Below are 14,878 nucleotides of genomic sequence, written 5' to 3'. Positions count from 1 at the left end.
ATCGGAGATTTAATGTCGAACACGCAGATTTTCAACCTCCCCGACGTCGGCGAGGGACTGGTCGAAGCCGAGATCGTGTCTTGGAAGGTCAAGGCCGGAGATACCGTCGCGGTGAACGACGTCATCGTCGAGATCGAGACCGCCAAGTCGCTGGTCGAGCTGCCCAGCCCGTACGCCGGCGTGGTCTCGGAACTGCTGGTGCCGGAGGGCAAGACCGTGGAGGTCGGCACGCCGATCATCGCCGTGGCCCCCGAAGGCGTTCAACCCGTCACCGCAACGCCGCAGCCCACCGCCGGAGCGTCCGCCGCCGCGCAGGCGCCGGAGCAGCCGGTGCCGGATGTGACGTCAGAGGCTGGCCCGTTGGTCGGTTCCGGCCCCAAAGCCGACCCAATCCGGCGCCGGCTGCGGCGCGGCAGCGCCGCGTCAACTGCCGGAACAACGAGGACGGCGGGGCGCGGCTCCGCGGTTCCGTCCGGCAAGGCGACCCCGCCAGCCGTCCCCCTGCACTTGCCCGAACCGCACGGCCAAGCACAGCACGTGCCCCCGGTCCCCACCGACGACGACGCGGCCGTCCCCGGTTCGGCGCCGGTTGCCGCCGGACACCGGGGCGAAGCGGTCCAGGCGGCGGTCTCCCGGCTGCTGACGCGGGTGCTGGCCAAGCCTCCGGTCCGCAAGGCCGCCAAGGATCTGGGCATCAATCTGGCCGACATCACCCCCACCGGCAAGGGCGGCGAGGTGACCAAGCAGGACCTGCTCAGCTACCAAGCCCAGCGCGAGGCGGAGCAAGCGGCCGCCCCCACCTTCTGGACGCCGCGGAAGGGCCTCCTGGACAACCGGATCGAACGCATCCCGGTCAAGGGCGTGCGCAAGGCCACCGCCAAGGCGATGGTCGAGTCCGCCTTCAGCGCCCCGCACGTGAGCATCTTCGTGGACGTGGACGCCTCGCGGACCATGGAGTTTGTACAGCGGCTGAAGAAGTCCCGCGACTTCGAAGGCGTGAAGGTGTCCCCGCTGCTTATCCTGGCCAAGGCAGTCATCTGGGCGGCCGCCCGCAACCCCAGCGTCAACGCCAGCTGGGTGGAGACCGAGTCCGGCGACGAGATCCACGTCAAGCACTTCATGAACCTGGGCATTGCCGCCGCCACCCCGCGCGGCCTGCTGGTGCCGAACATCAAGGACGCGCAGAACCTCTCGCTCAAGGAACTCGCGGTCGCCCTCAACGAACTGGCCACCACGGCCCGCGCAGGCAAGACCAAGCCCGCGGACATGCAGCACGGCACCCTGTCCATCACCAATATCGGTGCCCTCGGCATCGATATCGGCACGCCGATCATCAACCCGGGCGAAGTCGCGATCGTCGCCTTCGGCACCATCCGGCAGAAGCCCTGGGTGGTCTCCGGCGAAGTCATCCCGCGCTGGATCACCACGCTGGGCGGATCGTTCGACCACCGCGTGGTGGACGGCGACCTCTCTGCCCGGTTCATGGCCGACGTCGCCGCCATTATGGAAGAACCGGCGCTGCTGCTCGACTGACGCCGGCGGCGCGGCGGCGAGGTGTTTGGCCGCGGCACATTGATGCCCGCCCGCGCCCTGCTTGCTAGGATCGCCGTGTGGCGAGGAGGAGCCCATCACGTGACCAATCCAGCAGGCAATGCCCAGGCGAGCACCGCCGTCGAACCCACCGTGACGCCCACCGCCGACCTGTACGACGAACGCGGTGACGAGCTCGCGTCGGTGGCGCTCCAGTTCGGCAACTTCGGGGGCCGGGACGCCTTCAGCGGAGCGGCCCGGACCATCAAGTGTTTCCAAGACAACGGGCTGGTGAAGTCCGTGCTCAACTCCCCGGGGGACGGCGCGGTGCTGGTGGTGGACGGCGGCGGGTCCCTGGAGACGGCCCTGATGGGGGACATGATCGCTGCCGCCGCGGTAGCCAACGGCTGGTCCGGCGTGATCATCAACGGAGCGGTCCGGGACCGGGCTGCCCTCGCGAAGCTGCCACTCGGCGTCAAGGCGCTCGGCAGCAACCCGCGCAAAAGCGCCAAAGAGAGCAGCGGCAAAGCGGACGTACCCGTCGAGATCGGGGGAGTGCTGTTCCGGCCGGGCGCCACGGTCCACGCCGACCTGGACGGCATCCTGGTGGACGCCTGACCGGGACGGTATGCGTGCTAATGTCCGTGAAATGGAACTGCGCCTTGAGGTCGTCCAAGTTCCGGTCTCGGATGTAGACCGGGCAAAAGAGTTCTACACCGAGCAGATGGGCTTCGCACTCGACCACGATGTGGAACACATCCCGGGCATGCGGGTTGTCCAGCTCACGCCGCCCGGATCCTCGGCGTCCATCGTCATCGGCACCGGAATGACCAGCATGCAACCCGGCAGCCTGGAAGGACTGCAGCTTGTTGTGCCCGACATGGAATCAACGAGGTCCGAGCTTCTGCGGCGCGGCGCAGACATCAGCGAACCGCACGACCTCGGCGGGTTCCTCTTCGCCTATTTCGGCGATCCTGACGGGAACCGCTGGGTCATCCAGGAAATCCGCCCGGATGGTGCAGCCTCCAGCGCTTCCTGAGGCGTCGTCCTGACCTCGCAGGGGAAGACGCGGGAGCGAACGGCCTGTGAAAGACTGGGCGCATGAGTAACAACAGGCCCTCGGGTCAGCGCCGCAATGACTCAGGGGTGCCCAGGATCGACTGGAAGGGCACGCTGTGGGCCATGGCTGCCGTCTTCCTGCTCAGCTATGTGATGATCTGGCTGGTGCCCGGCCTGCACCCAATCCTGCGCATCATCATCGTGATCGGGCTGTATTTCGCCGGACGCTACGCGTACTACCGCTACATCAAGAACCGCCGCCGGCCATAGCCTTCTCAAGGACCGGGGCAAGCCTTCGTACGCCCTCGCGGATGGCCTCCTCGGGCACGGCGCTGAAGGCCAGCCGGAGCTGATTCGACGGCTCGTCAGAGGGGCTGAACGCGGCGCCGGGGATGAAGACCACTCCGGCATCGATCGCGTCGTAGAGCAGCGGGTAGGTGTCCACGCCCTCCGGCAGGGTCACCCAGACAAAGAAGCCGCCCTCGGGCTCGGTCCAACTGGCCCCGGCCGGCATGAACTCCTTCAGGGCGGCCAGCATGGCGGCGCACCGCTCGGCGTACAGCTGCCGGTAGGTATCGATCTGGCCCAGCCAGTCATGTTCGGCTAGGTACATGGTGATGAGCATCTGGTTCAGCGTGGGCGGGCACAGGGTGACCGCCTCGTTGGCCAGGTAGAAACTCCGCTGCAAGTGGTCGGGCAGCAGCGCCCAGCCGATCCGCAGGCCCGGCGCCAGGATCTTGGAGAACGAGCCCAAATAAATCACGTCGTCGGGATTGTCCGCGCGCAGCGGCCGCAGCGGATGGCCGTCGAAGCGCAGCAGCCCGTAGGGATTGTCTTCGAGGACCAGAATGCCTGCCTCGCGGCAAATTTCGACGACGTGCTGCCGGCGCTCGGCAGCGAGCGTGATGCCGGAGGGGTTGTTGAAACTGGGAATGGTGTAGAGGAACTTGATGCTGCGGCCTTCGCCCTGCAGTTCCTCGATGCGGCGCTGGAGCTCGGACGGGATGAGGCCGTGCTCGTCCATGGCGACCGGTTCCACCTGGACCTCATAGGCCTCGAAAGTGTTGAGCGCACCCACGTACGTCGGATTCTCGCAGAGCACCACGTCACCGGGATTGCAGAAGACTTTGGCGGCCACATCCTGGGCGGACTGGGATCCGGCCGTGATCACCACATTCGCCGGATCTGCCCCCGCGATGCCTTCGTGCTCCATCACGGCGCAGATCGCGCGGCGCAGCTCTTCGGTGCCCTGTCCGCCGCCGTACTGGAGGGCGGCCATCCCATGCTCGGCGATTAACCGCTGGGCCATGCCGGCGATCTTCTCCAGCGGCAGGGACTGCAGGTAAGGGTTGCCGCCTGCCAACGAGACCAAGCCGGGCCGCATCGAGACGTCAAAGACGTCGCGGACGGCCGATTGCTTAATGTTGGCCGCCCGCTGCGAGAAGAGATGTTGGTGCCGGTGCGCCGCCGTCGCGCGTTCCAGCGCCACTTCCGTTTCGGCCGGCAGGGCGAGGTCTGCATCCTGTGAAGTCACTCACACAGGATAACGCGACATGTTACGGAACAGGAAACAGAAGTTTTCTATTAGTGCTGCTACGGCTCAGAGCCAGCCGGCGTCCCGGGCCCTCAGTGCGGCCTGGAAACGGCTGTCCGCGCCAAGCTGGTCCAGCATCCAGGCGATGTGCCGCCTGCAGGTGCGGACGCTGATGTCCAGTCTCCGGGCAATGACCTCATCGGAGTAACCGGCTGCCATGGCATTGAGGATGGAATGCTGGATGCCGTTAAGGGCGGACGCGTCGCCGTCCTGCCCGTCGAGCACGTAGGGATCCGCCAGTTCCCAGGCGACATGAAACAGGTTGATGAAGACCTGGATGAGGTTGAAGTCGCGAACCACCAGGGCGCCGCGGTCTTCCGGGTGCAGTTGGCGTCCGATCAGGGCCAGGTTGCGGTCGAAGATCATGATCTTCAGCGGCACGTAGGGCAGTGTGCGGTACTCGCCGCCGGCCGGGGAGATGGCGGCGACCGCCTTGCGCGTGGGCACATGGTCCAAGGTGCTGGCGTGGCTGATATTTTTGCGGACCACCCCGCGTTTGAGCAGTTCGAGGTCCTTCTGGATGCCCTCTTCATGGACATCGGCCGAGGAGCCGGAGCCGGGCTGGCTGATGAGCACCTGCTCGGCGACATCGCGGCCATAGTCCACCAGCAGTTTGCGGATCACGCCTGGGTCTTCGAGGACCTCTACGGAGGAATCGAGCGAGACGCGCTTACGGGCCGCCAGATACGTGGGAACCAGGGCAGCCATATCGGCGCGGTGTCCGCTGATCTTGGTGCGCAGGTCGATCAGCAGCCGTTCGTCGGAGTCCACCAACTGCGACAGCGCGACGTCGGGGGAGATGGCAACGTAGGACTCCACGTCCGGTGCCGGCTGCTGTAGCAACTGCCGGCTGACCAGCTCCCCGATGGCAATATTGAGGTCGCGGATGGTGTACCCAAGGGCCGTGGATGCGGTCTCCTTGGTCCAGCCGGGATGAGCCACAGCGAATTCATAGACCTCGAATGCTGTCCCGCTCAGCATGGGGCGCTCCTCCGGTTGATCCGTTTATGTATCACGCAGGGCTTGCCGTTTCAGCCGCCGATTGGCGGCCCTTTGGCCAGTCTAGGGCACTTCTTGGGCCGATCTTGCGCCGCCCGATGGCTGCTACTTGCTGCCATGGCCACATTATGCCACCCGCTTTCGGTGTTTGTCCGGCGAACCGTCTAACCCCTTGATTTCTGCGGTTTCTCGCGGAGAAGCGCGCCCTCCACGCCGTGTCCGGAAGCTGTCAGTGCAAGCCTCGAGGCACGATCAGGGCATGGCCGGATGTTGCAAGTGGATTGGCTGGACAGGCGGAGCAGTAGCACGGAACTCTTGGAGTTGTCGGGCCGAACAGTTCGGCTGGATTAGCCACCGTACGAACCGAAGCCATGTGAAGGGAATGACATGTTCAAGAAGATCGCAAGCATCGCGGCAGGGCTGCTGGTTGCATTGGGGGCGGTCTCCGCTGCCACCCCTGCAGCAGCCGCCGATCTAGGTCCGGTTCCGCAGTCCGTAAAGTCAGTCAACGTCTCCACTTCCGCCCTTATCTGGGACTGGTAAAAAGCCGCCCCATCTCATCGGCACTGTGCTGAATCCGTAACCAGGATGACGACGACTATCCCTCCCCAAACCACCAGAACATCGAACCAGGAGAAGCGCATGAGCCAGCTGACAGCCATCCGCCCGACAAGTTCGGTGAACGTCAAACCGTACTGGTGGGTTCTGTCTATTTACACGGGTAGGCAGGACGTAGTCGACGCCGTCATAGGAGAACTGGTTACGCCGCTGGTCGCCCACGCTCGCCGCGAAGGCGTGGGCCGCTGGTACTTCAGCAACAGTGCCGACCAGATGGGGCCTCACTTAAAGGTCCGGTTTCTGGGCCGCCGCCCAATCCTCGATAGCCTCCAAAGGTTTGAGCTGGCGGCCCGGGACCGGGTCCTCGATATCCTCCCCGACGTGACGACCCAGGAGAACTTCGTCCTGCCTTCCGGCAGCGAGGACTTCATCCAGACTTCCCCCGGCGACGCAGTTGTCCCCGTTCCGGAAGCCGACCTGGATCGCTTCGGCGGACCGGACGGGTTGGAACTGGCCGAGGAGGTGTTCGAACTCTCCTCCGAGCTGGCCATGTGGGCCACGCAGCGCTTCAGTAAGACGCAAGGCCGTTCAGCGCTGGCCTCGTTGCTCCTCTGCGATGCCGCCTGGGCCATGATGTACGGGCCGAAAGCGCAGCAATGGCCGGACCGCAGTCGGCTTTCCTGGGAGTACTGCTGGGACAACCACCTGCGGGTATCCACGGCCGAGTTGGGCCGCTCGGCACCGAAGGCACGGCACAGTCTCACCGCCGGGTTGGTCGCCCGCACAGCACCCATGCACCGGTTGATGGCGGCCACCGCGGACGAGAGCAGCGTACAGAACTGGCGTCGTCGCTGGATCAGGACCCTTGACTCGTATCTCTACCGGGCTGATCGGGCCCGCGTGAGCCGCAGTGCCCAGCAACTGACGTTCTGCCAGGCCCACCTGTTGATGAACCGGCTGGGCTTTACTACCTGGGAGGAAGCCACACTGGGCGTCTATGCCAGAGCATGGTCGCCTGAGGTCGAATCCTCACTGTTGGAAAAGAGGACAAAATGAGCCCGTTCGGTTTCTCGTCGATCGGACCCGAATCCAGGGTGCCGGAAGTCCCGAACGAAAGAACATCATCTGATTTGGACCAGATCGGCGTACTGGGTGCGCACGGTCAGGATGACGATCTCTGGAACCTCACCGGCAGCAATTACTTGCGTGACGCCGCGTGGGCGGACCAAGCCTGGCAGTAAGAGAAAAACCCGCCGGCATTCCGCCGGCCACCAAGCCATCCTCCCCCAAGAGGATCAGGCCGGAGCCTCCCCCCAATGCTCCGGCCTGATCCTTATTTTTGTCAGACCCTACTTTTGTGGGGCTTCAGGACTGGGCTCATTCCAAGAGAGCCGCCGGTCCTGCCCCAGGATGGATACGGTCAGCGGCTTTCGGTGGTCGATGTCCGGCGGGACGTCGAAAACGTGCGTCATGGGCGCGAGATCGTCCGTGCAGACCTCTGAGCGTGGATCGTCATAAGTATCGACGGCGTCGATAGCGACGTGGTTCGGCGACAAGACCGTACTGCCGGTACTGACCACCGGGCACGACGATGACCCATAGGTGACGACGGCGAATTCGATGCCGCCCTCGAGGAGAACCACCTGGATGGCGGATTCGGGATCTGCTAGCGGGCCGGGCTCCTGGAGCTCGGAGGCCGACCCCGGCGGCGTTCCGCTGTACATATGCTTGCCCGGCTCAGGAAGCGGACCGTGAGGCCCGCTGCATCCGCCGAGAAGCAGGGCAACGGCGCCGATGGCTGAGGCCAGGGACGCGGCGAGGGAGCGGCGCATGTCAGCCGCCGGTAGTGGGTCCGGCTGCGGGTGAGGCCAGCAGTTTGTCCAGCAGCGCATCCAGCTGTGCCGCTTCCTCTGGATTCAGCCCTTCCGCCATCAGTTCGTTGACGCGCAGAGCGCCAGGCATCAATTCTTGGAGCAGGTTCACGCCGGCATCCTCCAAAGTCACGCACTTGCGCCGCCGGTCGGCTTCGTCCCGGCAGGTGCTGATCAAGCCCAACAGCTCAAGGCGTTTCAGCAGCTCGGCCATGGTGGACTTATCCAGCTGCGCAAGCTGGCCCAATTCGCGTTGCCCGATGCCGGGCGCATGCCGCAGCGCGAGCAGCACTCCGTAGGCCACCGAAGACACCTCGGTGGACACTTTCTGCTGCCACAAGGCGCCATGGAACTGCAAGGCGCGCCGGAGCTGGAAGCTGCGGTAGCGCTCGCGGTCCAGGGAATCCTCGGCGGGCTTCAGGGTGGCAGGGGACACGTTCACGTCTACATCAATTGCTTAATGTGTGACGAAGGTCAAATTGTGATCATCGCCGGAGGCCGCGTAAGGTAACCCTCCGTATACGGACGAAGTTTCCGAACGTTCGGTCAGTGCGGGGCGCAGCGAAGCCTCACACCGCCGTCGGGGTTGGAAGCAGGCGCTCCTGGCACCAAATTCAGAAGAGAAGTGGACAGTATGGACATTAAGGCACGCATCGAAGCGTCACCGATGACGAAGGCGCAGGTTGGCATCGTTGCCATCTGTCTGGCCCTGAACTTCATCGACGGCTACGACGTCCTGGTCATGGCCTTCAGCGCGACGGCGATTACCGAAGCCTGGGCGCTGAGTGGGTCGGACCTGGGCATCCTGCTCAGCTCCGCGCTGGCCGGCATGACGATCGGCGCGATCTTCGTGGCGCAGATCGCGGACAAGATCGGCCGCCGGAAGACCATCATCCTGTCCACCTCCGTGATCACACTCGGCATGTTCGCCTCCGCGCTTGCTCCGTCCTACGAGGTCCTGTTGGTGCTGCGCATCATCACCGGCATCGCGGTAGGCACCATGCAGACCAGCCTGAACGTGATGGTGGCCGAATACGCCAACGCCCGGCGCCGGGCCACCGCGGTGAGCATCTACGCCGCCGGCCAGCCGATCGGCGGCGTGATCGGCGGCATCATCGTGGCCGCGCTCCTGACCCACTTCGAATGGCACTCCGGGTTCATTTTCGGTGGCGTGATCACGCTGGCCATGCTCCCCATTGTGATCAAGTGGCTGCCCGAGTCCATCGACTACCTCAATGCCAAGCGGCCGGCGAACGCCTTGGAGGAGATCAACAAGGTCCTGGTCCGGCTGGAGCAGCCCAAGCTCGAGGCGCTTCCTGCCGCTCCGGTCAGCACCGGGCGGCCGAAGAACAACCTGGTGGCGGTCTTTGCCAACGGCCAGGCCAAGAAGACGGTGCTGCTGGCCTTCGCCTTCATGATGATCATGGGCAGCTTCTACTTCGCCAACTCCTGGACCCCGCGCCTGCTGACCGAATCCGGATTTTCGGCAAACCAGGGCATCACGGCCGGCGTGCTGTTCAGCGTCGGCGCCATCATCGGGGCGCTGGTCTTCGCCTGGGCCGGCGCCCGCTTCGAGCTCAAAAGCACGCTGGCCGTCTTCTTCATCATGGCGGCCGCGTCCTTTGCCGTCTTCGCTCTGCTGGCCGACGCCCTGAACCCGGCGCTCATGGGTGCGGTGTTGCTGGGCCTGCTCACTAACGCGTCCATTGCCGGCATGTTCACCATCGGCCCTGTCTACTATGACGCCTCGATGCGCGCCACTGCGGTGGGGCTGATCGGCGGCATCGGCCGCTGCGGCGGGATCATCTCGCCGATCCTGGCCGGTGCGCTGGTGGATGCCGGCTGGATCCCGGGCAATATCTACCTTGTGTTCGTGCTGCCGCTGGTGCTGGGTGCCGTTGCCCTGATGGTGCTGCGCAAGCCCGCTTCGCCGGTGGCCCCGTCCGCCGCCGCTCCGCCGGAAGCCGCGCAACCGGAGGCCCTGGCCGCAAGCCGCTAGGACCCGAGTTGCCATTGCGGGCGCCCTCCCACCGGAGGGCGCCCGCTGCGCTTCCGGACAGGGCCGGTGGGGAACCAGCGTCACCGCTGTCGGCAGGTGCCGAACAGGCGGCTTAATGTCCGAAGACGTCGGCGTCGGCGATGTCCTTGGTGCCGCGGTCCAGGGCCGAAAGCTGGTCCAGCTCTTCGGCCTCCATCATGAAGTCGAAAATGGCGAAATTCTCGGCCAGCCGTTCCGGGTGCGAAGACTTGGGGATCGGCACGTGCCCCGACTGGGTGTGCCAGCGAAGCACCACCTGCGCGGGAGTTTTACCGTACTTCTCGGCCAGCGACCGGACCGCCGGCTCGAGGAGCAGGTCCCCGCCGCGGCCCAGCGGGCTCCACGACTCCGTCACGATGCCGTGTTCGCGGTGGATCTCCACCAGATCGCCGCGGGTGTGCCGCGGATCCAACTGGATCTGGTTGACCTCTGGTACCAGCCCGGCGTCGAACAACCGCTGCAGGTGCGCGGGCTTGAAGTTGGACGTGCCGATGGCCCGCACGCTCCCGTCCGCCAGCAGCCGGGCCAGCCCTTGGAACGCCTCCACATAGCGGTCCTGCGCGGGATTCGGCCAGTGGATCAGCAGCAAGTCCACGTAGTCAACGCCCAGCCGCCGGGCGCTGGCTTCGAAAGCCTGCCGGGCGCCGTCGACGCTGTGCCACTCCTTGTTGAACTTGGTGGTGATGAAGACGTCGGCCCGGTCCAGTCCGCTGCGCCGCAACCCTTCGCCCACGCCCTCTTCGTTCTGGTAGTTCTCCGCCGTGTCGATCAGCCGGTAGCCCAGCCCGAGGGCGGTTTCGACCGTCTGGGCAACTTCGGCATTGTCCAACGGCCAGGTTCCCAGCCCGAGCAACGGCATTTTGGCCCCATTGCGCAGGGTCACGAGCGGAGCAAGCAGGTCAGCCACGATGAGAGTCTCCTCTGGTTGTCCTTCCGGCCCGACCTCCGGGCCAGTGCCACCCAGCCTAAGGGCGATCGCGTCGGCTGTGCACCCCGGCAGCGGCCGCCCGTGCCGGAACGTGGAAGAGAGCCGGGGGGGTCCTACCGGTGGGCGGGTGCGGTTGAGCCGCCGGATGCCTCCGGCGCCGCCTCCGGAGTACCCGCCTCCGGCGCCGCCTCCGGAGTACCCGCGTCCGGCGCCGCGGTGCGGGTCTCCAGCCAGGCCAGCACATCGGAGAGCCGGATCCGCCGATGCGTCCCGCGGTACTGGACCGGAATGGTTCCGGCATCCGTTAACCGCCGCATGTAGGTCAGCGAGACACCAGCCACCTCGGCCGCCTGCGAGGTGTTCAGCAGTTCCACCGAGGAGCTGACCATCACCGCATCGCCGTGGGCAAACCTCCGGAGCATGTCGACGACGGCGTCCGCCGCCTGGGCGGGAAGCTTCACCGCCGTGCCATTCACGAAGACGGTGACATCAGCGCTTTCGTCGAGCGCGCGCTGCAGCCGCTGCGCCTGGGCAGCGGGAAGGGCGTCGGCGGTGCGGGGCGTCAGCTGGGCCATGAACATAGCGTAGGGCACTTCCCCCGCCCGGCGGCGGAAGGTGTGCCCCGCCGTCGTCGTCAGCCTTTGACGCCTACTCCGGCAGGCGTTGACATTCCTTCCGGCGGTGATGTTAGGTGCTCCTAGAATCCCCTTCCGGCGTGGAGAATCGACTCCTCATGCCGCCATCCGCCCACCCACAGGAGGACATCGTGCGGCAGACGTTCTCGCTGAACCGGACCGCGGCCGCTGCCTCCGCGCACCGCCAGGCGGGAGGGGCCGGCGTGGCTGGGCCGGGGGAGCGGCGGAGCACATCGGAGCCCGCGAACTGATGGAGCAGATTGCCAGGCTCCCGTTCGGGCTTGCGGTGCTCACCTTGTTTGGCATCGTGATGCTGCGCGCCAACGCCACCTATTGGGCCGGCCGGGCCGTGGCCGCCGGCGGCAGGCACACCCGCCTGGCGCGCCGGCTGGATTCGCCGCCGATGCGCCGCGCGGAGGCGATCATCGCGCGCTGGGGAGCCCCCGCCGTCGCGCTGTGTTTCCTCACCGTGGGAATCCAGACGGCGGTCAATGCCACCGCGGGGCTGGGCCGGATGCCGCTGCGCCGCTATCTGCCGGCCGTGGTGGTCGGCTCGGTGTTGTGGGCGGTGCTCTATGCCACCGTCGGACTGGCCGCGCTGGAAGCCTGGCTGGCCGCGACCGCAGGCTCCCCGGTGGGGATCGCCGTGGTGGCGCTGCTGGCAGTTGCGGTGGCGGTGGGAATCGTGCTGGCCCGGCGCCGTCGGCAGCGGGACCAAGCCTCCGCCTGATGCGCCGGGGCGCCGGAGCGGACCACGTGTCAGACGCCTCAGCCGGTATTCCTCCCGCCGTTGGTGGCTCCGGCGGCGGAAACATTAGGCTAGGGGTATGCCCGCTTTCAGAAACCGTCGTGCCGCCGCCCTCCCCGCCAAACTTTCCCGCTCCTGGCTGCTGGCCTCGGCGGCGGACGAAGCGAATTTCGGGCCGGCGCTCGCCTCTGAAGCGGACTCGGTCATTTTCGACATGGAAGACGCCGTACCCGCCGCGGGCAAGGCCGAGGCCCGCGAACGCGTGGTGGAGGCGCTGTCCACCGGCATGACCGCTTGGGTCCGCGTGAACGGCATTGAAACCGACTACTGGGCCGACGACCTGGCAGCCCTGTCCAAGGCGCCGGGCCTGCGCGGCGTCATGCTGGCGATGACGGAGAAGCCCGAGCAGGTCACGCACACCGCCATGCGCCTGCAGGCCGGCACCCCGGTCCTGGCGCTGATCGAATCCGCCATCGGCATCGAGAACGCCACGGACATCGCCCGTGCGCCAGGCACCTTCCGGCTGGCCTTCGGCGTGGGCGACTTCCGCCGCGACACCGGCGCCAGCGATTCTCCGATGGCGCTGGCCTACGCCCGCTCCCGGCTGGTGGTCGCCTCCCGGGTGGGGCAGCTGCCCGGCCCGATCGACGGCCCGACCGTCGGTGCACTGGGCGAGGAACTGCTCGAAGCCTGCAAGGTGACCGCGTCCATGGGCATGACCGGCAAGCTCTGCCTGCTGGCGGATGCCGCGGACACCATCAATAAGGGGCTCTCGCCCAGCGACTCGGAGATCAAGTGGGCGCACGAGCTGCTGGACGCGCACGCGGCCGGTGCCGTGGTGGGCGACGGCTCCTACCTGCCGCGCTTGGCCCGTGCCGAGAAGATCTCCTCGCTGGCGGATTCCTACGGCCTCTGGAACGCGTAAAGCAGCCAGTCCCCGGGCGAATCAGTCCCGGGCGAACAGCTCGCGCAGGCTGAGCGCCGGACGCCCCGTCAACAGGTCCACGTCGTGCGTCACCCGGTCCAGCTCCCCGGCGGCGATTGCCGTGTAGGTGCTGACCCAGGCGTCCACCTGCCAGTCGGGGGCCCCGTAGTGCGCCCGGCTGGCGTACGCCTCCTCTACTGTTTCGTTGAGGAACGACGTCGGACGGCCGGTTGCCTCAGCAATGGCCGCTGCCGCTTCGGTCAGGGTCACCGATTCCGGACCGGTCAGCTCGTAGGTGAAGCCTGCGTGCGGCATCGGTTCGGCCAGGATCGTCGCCGCAGCCCGGGCCGCGTCTTCGCGGGCCACAAACCCCGCCTTCCCGTCGCCGGCCGGCCCGCGGATCACGCCGGCCTCATCGGCGAAGAGCGGCAGGATGTCTGCATAGAGATTGTTGCGCAGCAGCGTGTGCTTCAGGCCGGATCCGCGCAGTTTCTCTTCGGTGGCGAAGTGGTCGCGTGCCAGCGTGAAGGTGGCGTCCTCGGCCGCGCCGATGAACGAGGTGTAGACAATGTGATCCACGCCGGCGTCGATCACGGCGTCGATGAAGGTGAAGTGCTGCTGCAGCCGGTCCTCGGCTTCGGCCGCGGAGACCATGAAGAGGGTGTCGACGCCCTCCAGCGCCGCGGCCACGGCGGCCTTGTCGCCGTAGCTGGCGCGCGCCGACGTCGTTCCCGGCAGTTGCGGCGCTCGAGAGGGATCGCGAAGGATCAGGCGCAGCGGCAGGTTCTGCTCCGCCAGCATGCTGGCCACCATCCCGCCCACTTGGCCAGTGGATCCGGTGATGGCAATCGGGGTTACCTCGGGGGAGTCGGGTGCGCTCATGGCTACAGCATATTATCCCGCGGCAACACCCGGCAGGCGAGCCGGCCGGACTGCGGCTGTTACCTTCCCTACGACCCGGCCGAGCTTTGCCCGGCTGCCGGGCCGCTTCCGGCCTGCTGCCGTCCTGCTAACGTGGGGACGTGCCAGCAGTCCAGAGCCCCGCCGGTCCGCTGAGTGCCGCCGGCCGGTTCGCGCCCAGCCCCTCCGGTGAACTGCACATTGGCAACCTGCGCACCGCGGTGCTGGCCTGGCTCTTCGCGCGCAGCAGCGGCCGCCGCTTCCTCATCCGGGTCGAGGACCTGGACCGGGCGCGCGCCGGCTTCGAGGCCCAGCAGCTCGAGGATCTGGCGGCCATGGGGCTCGACTGGGACGGCGAGGTGGTGCGGCAAACCGACCGCGGACCGATCTACCAGCGGGCCCTCGAACAGTTGGCCGAGGCCGGCCTGGTCTACGAATGCTTCTGCACCCGGCGGGAAATCGCGGAAGCGCCCAGCGCCCCGCACGCCCCTGAAGGCGCCTACCCGGGAACCTGCCGCAACCTGACCGATGCCGAACGCGAGGAGCGCCGCCAGCACCGTCCCGCCGCGCTGCGACTGCGCGCGGACACCGCCAGCTACACGGTTGCCGACCGACTGCACGGGGACTACACCGGTTTGGTGGACGACTTCGTGCTGCGGCGCAACGACGGCGTGCCCGCCTACAACCTCGCGGTGGTGGTGGACGACGCGGACCAAGGGGTGGACCAGGTGGTGCGCGGCGACGATCTGCTGTCCTCCGCCCCACGGCAGGCATATCTTGCACAGCTGCTGGGGCTGGCGCCGGTGGAATACGCCCACGTGCCGCTGGTCCTCAATGAACGACGGCGGCGCCTGGCCAAGCGCGATGGTGCGGTGACACTGGGGGCCCTGGCGATGGCCGGGCTCAATGCGGCCGCCGTGCGTGGCGTGCTGCTGGAGTCGCTGCGCCTGCCGGACGTGCCGCTGGACCAGTTGGCCGCCGAGTTCCGTCCGGATGCGCTGCCGCTGGAGCCGTGGATTTTCGACCCGCCGCAAGTGGCGCTCTCGCGCGGCTGACTTTCCGCACAGTGCATACCGATGAGACCCCACCCGGG

At 66.8% G+C, this 14,878-nt stretch carries 18 protein-coding genes; 11 read left to right on the top strand and 7 right to left on the bottom strand.

Annotated elements, in window-relative coordinates:
- The first annotated feature begins 12 nt into the window (after window positions 1–12).
- From AC5RWT_RS01645 to AC5RWT_RS01630, 4 genes are all read left to right on the top strand, one after another.
- A complete protein-coding gene (locus AC5RWT_RS01645; protein WP_494078863.1) occupies window positions 13–1,533 on the top strand; it encodes a dihydrolipoamide acetyltransferase family protein in 1,521 nt (506 codons plus the stop codon).
- Window positions 1,534–1,632: 99 nt separating this feature from the next.
- The gene (gene rraA / locus AC5RWT_RS01640) at window positions 1,633–2,148 is read left to right on the top strand and encodes a ribonuclease E activity regulator RraA (protein ID WP_494078862.1); all 516 of its coding nucleotides are present in this window, start codon (window positions 1,633–1,635) and stop codon (window positions 2,146–2,148) included.
- Window positions 2,149–2,179: 31 nt separating this feature from the next.
- The gene (locus AC5RWT_RS01635; protein WP_494078861.1) at window positions 2,180–2,569 is read left to right on the top strand and encodes a VOC family protein; all 390 of its coding nucleotides are present in this window, start codon (window positions 2,180–2,182) and stop codon (window positions 2,567–2,569) included.
- A gap of 62 nt (window positions 2,570–2,631) precedes the next feature.
- Complete coding sequence (locus AC5RWT_RS01630) at window positions 2,632–2,859, top strand: hypothetical protein (protein ID WP_452034544.1); 228 nt, start codon at window positions 2,632–2,634, stop codon at window positions 2,857–2,859.
- On the opposite strand, the gene AC5RWT_RS01625 is transcribed toward AC5RWT_RS01630, so the two are convergent.
- Together AC5RWT_RS01625 and AC5RWT_RS01620 are read right to left on the bottom strand one after the other, a co-directional pair.
- Window positions 2,837–4,123 carry an aminotransferase-like domain-containing protein gene (locus AC5RWT_RS01625; RefSeq protein ID WP_494043094.1) on the bottom strand — a complete coding sequence of 429 codons (1,287 nt, stop codon included), beginning with the start codon at window positions 4,121–4,123 and terminating at the stop codon, window positions 2,837–2,839. The two genes, AC5RWT_RS01630 and AC5RWT_RS01625, sit on opposite strands and share 23 nt — an antisense overlap.
- 66 nt (window positions 4,124–4,189) lie before the next feature.
- Window positions 4,190–5,164, bottom strand: coding sequence for a LuxR C-terminal-related transcriptional regulator (locus AC5RWT_RS01620; RefSeq protein ID WP_494043093.1), 975 nt, complete (start codon window positions 5,162–5,164; stop codon window positions 4,190–4,192).
- Window positions 5,165–5,569: 405 nt separating this feature from the next.
- Between AC5RWT_RS01620 and AC5RWT_RS01615 the strand changes: the two genes are divergently transcribed.
- The 3 genes from AC5RWT_RS01615 (at window position 5,570) to AC5RWT_RS01605 (ending at window position 6,981) form a co-directional block, all read left to right on the top strand.
- Entirely contained in the window at window positions 5,570–5,725 is a 156-nt protein-coding gene (locus AC5RWT_RS01615; protein ID WP_494078860.1) for a hypothetical protein, read from the top strand.
- 99 nt (window positions 5,726–5,824) lie between these two features.
- Window positions 5,825–6,796 (top strand): lantibiotic dehydratase C-terminal domain-containing protein, encoded by a 972-nt coding sequence (locus AC5RWT_RS01610; RefSeq protein ID WP_494043091.1) that lies wholly within the window; start codon window positions 5,825–5,827, stop codon window positions 6,794–6,796.
- Window positions 6,793–6,981 (top strand): ubiquitin family protein, encoded by a 189-nt coding sequence (locus AC5RWT_RS01605; RefSeq protein ID WP_494043090.1) that lies wholly within the window; start codon window positions 6,793–6,795, stop codon window positions 6,979–6,981. Before AC5RWT_RS01610 ends, AC5RWT_RS01605 begins: the two co-directional genes overlap by 4 nt.
- A 108-nt stretch (window positions 6,982–7,089) precedes the next feature.
- Here AC5RWT_RS01605 and AC5RWT_RS01600 read toward each other — a convergent pair whose 3' ends face one another.
- A complete protein-coding gene (locus AC5RWT_RS01600; RefSeq protein ID WP_494078859.1) occupies window positions 7,090–7,572 on the bottom strand; it encodes a hypothetical protein in 483 nt (160 codons plus the stop codon).
- A gap of 1 nt (window position 7,573) precedes the next feature.
- A complete protein-coding gene (locus tag AC5RWT_RS01595; protein WP_494078858.1) occupies window positions 7,574–8,053 on the bottom strand; it encodes a MarR family winged helix-turn-helix transcriptional regulator in 480 nt (159 codons plus the stop codon).
- 192 nt (window positions 8,054–8,245) lie between these two features.
- Here AC5RWT_RS01595 and AC5RWT_RS01590 point away from each other — a divergent pair, with 192 nt between their 5' ends.
- On the top strand, window positions 8,246–9,610 hold the full coding sequence (locus AC5RWT_RS01590) for an MFS transporter (RefSeq protein ID WP_494078857.1): 1,365 nt from the start codon (window positions 8,246–8,248) through the stop codon (window positions 9,608–9,610).
- Window positions 9,611–9,722: 112 nt separating this feature from the next.
- Here AC5RWT_RS01590 and AC5RWT_RS01585 read toward each other — a convergent pair whose 3' ends face one another.
- Together AC5RWT_RS01585 and AC5RWT_RS01580 are read right to left on the bottom strand one after the other, a co-directional pair.
- The gene (locus AC5RWT_RS01585; protein WP_494078856.1) at window positions 9,723–10,556 is read right to left on the bottom strand and encodes an aldo/keto reductase; all 834 of its coding nucleotides are present in this window, start codon (window positions 10,554–10,556) and stop codon (window positions 9,723–9,725) included.
- 134 nt (window positions 10,557–10,690) lie between these two features.
- Window positions 10,691–11,152 (bottom strand): helix-turn-helix domain-containing protein, encoded by a 462-nt coding sequence (locus AC5RWT_RS01580; protein WP_494078855.1) that lies wholly within the window; start codon window positions 11,150–11,152, stop codon window positions 10,691–10,693.
- Window positions 11,153–11,462: 310 nt separating this feature from the next.
- On the opposite strand from AC5RWT_RS01580, the gene AC5RWT_RS01575 reads away from it, so the two are divergent.
- Both AC5RWT_RS01575 and AC5RWT_RS01570 read left to right on the top strand, forming a co-directional pair.
- Window positions 11,463–11,942, top strand: coding sequence for a DedA family protein (locus tag AC5RWT_RS01575; RefSeq protein WP_494078854.1), 480 nt, complete (start codon window positions 11,463–11,465; stop codon window positions 11,940–11,942).
- 97 nt (window positions 11,943–12,039) lie between these two features.
- Window positions 12,040–12,885, top strand: coding sequence for an HpcH/HpaI aldolase/citrate lyase family protein (locus tag AC5RWT_RS01570; protein WP_494043083.1), 846 nt, complete (start codon window positions 12,040–12,042; stop codon window positions 12,883–12,885).
- A gap of 21 nt (window positions 12,886–12,906) precedes the next feature.
- Here the strand turns inward: AC5RWT_RS01570 and AC5RWT_RS01565 are convergent, their stop codons facing one another.
- A complete protein-coding gene (locus AC5RWT_RS01565) occupies window positions 12,907–13,767 on the bottom strand; it encodes an SDR family oxidoreductase (protein WP_494078853.1) in 861 nt (286 codons plus the stop codon).
- A 170-nt stretch (window positions 13,768–13,937) separates the two neighbouring features.
- On the opposite strand from AC5RWT_RS01565, the gene gluQRS reads away from it, so the two are divergent.
- Window positions 13,938–14,840: a tRNA glutamyl-Q(34) synthetase GluQRS gene (gene gluQRS, locus AC5RWT_RS01560; protein ID WP_494078979.1), complete on the top strand. Its 903-nt coding sequence runs from the start codon at window positions 13,938–13,940 to the stop codon at window positions 14,838–14,840.
- Window positions 14,841–14,878 lie beyond the last annotated feature (38 nt).

This window comes from Arthrobacter sp. Dra40, from assembly GCF_059091905.1.
Note: the sequence above shows the minus strand (reverse complement) of the source record. Positions and strands in the feature narration are given on the sequence as shown.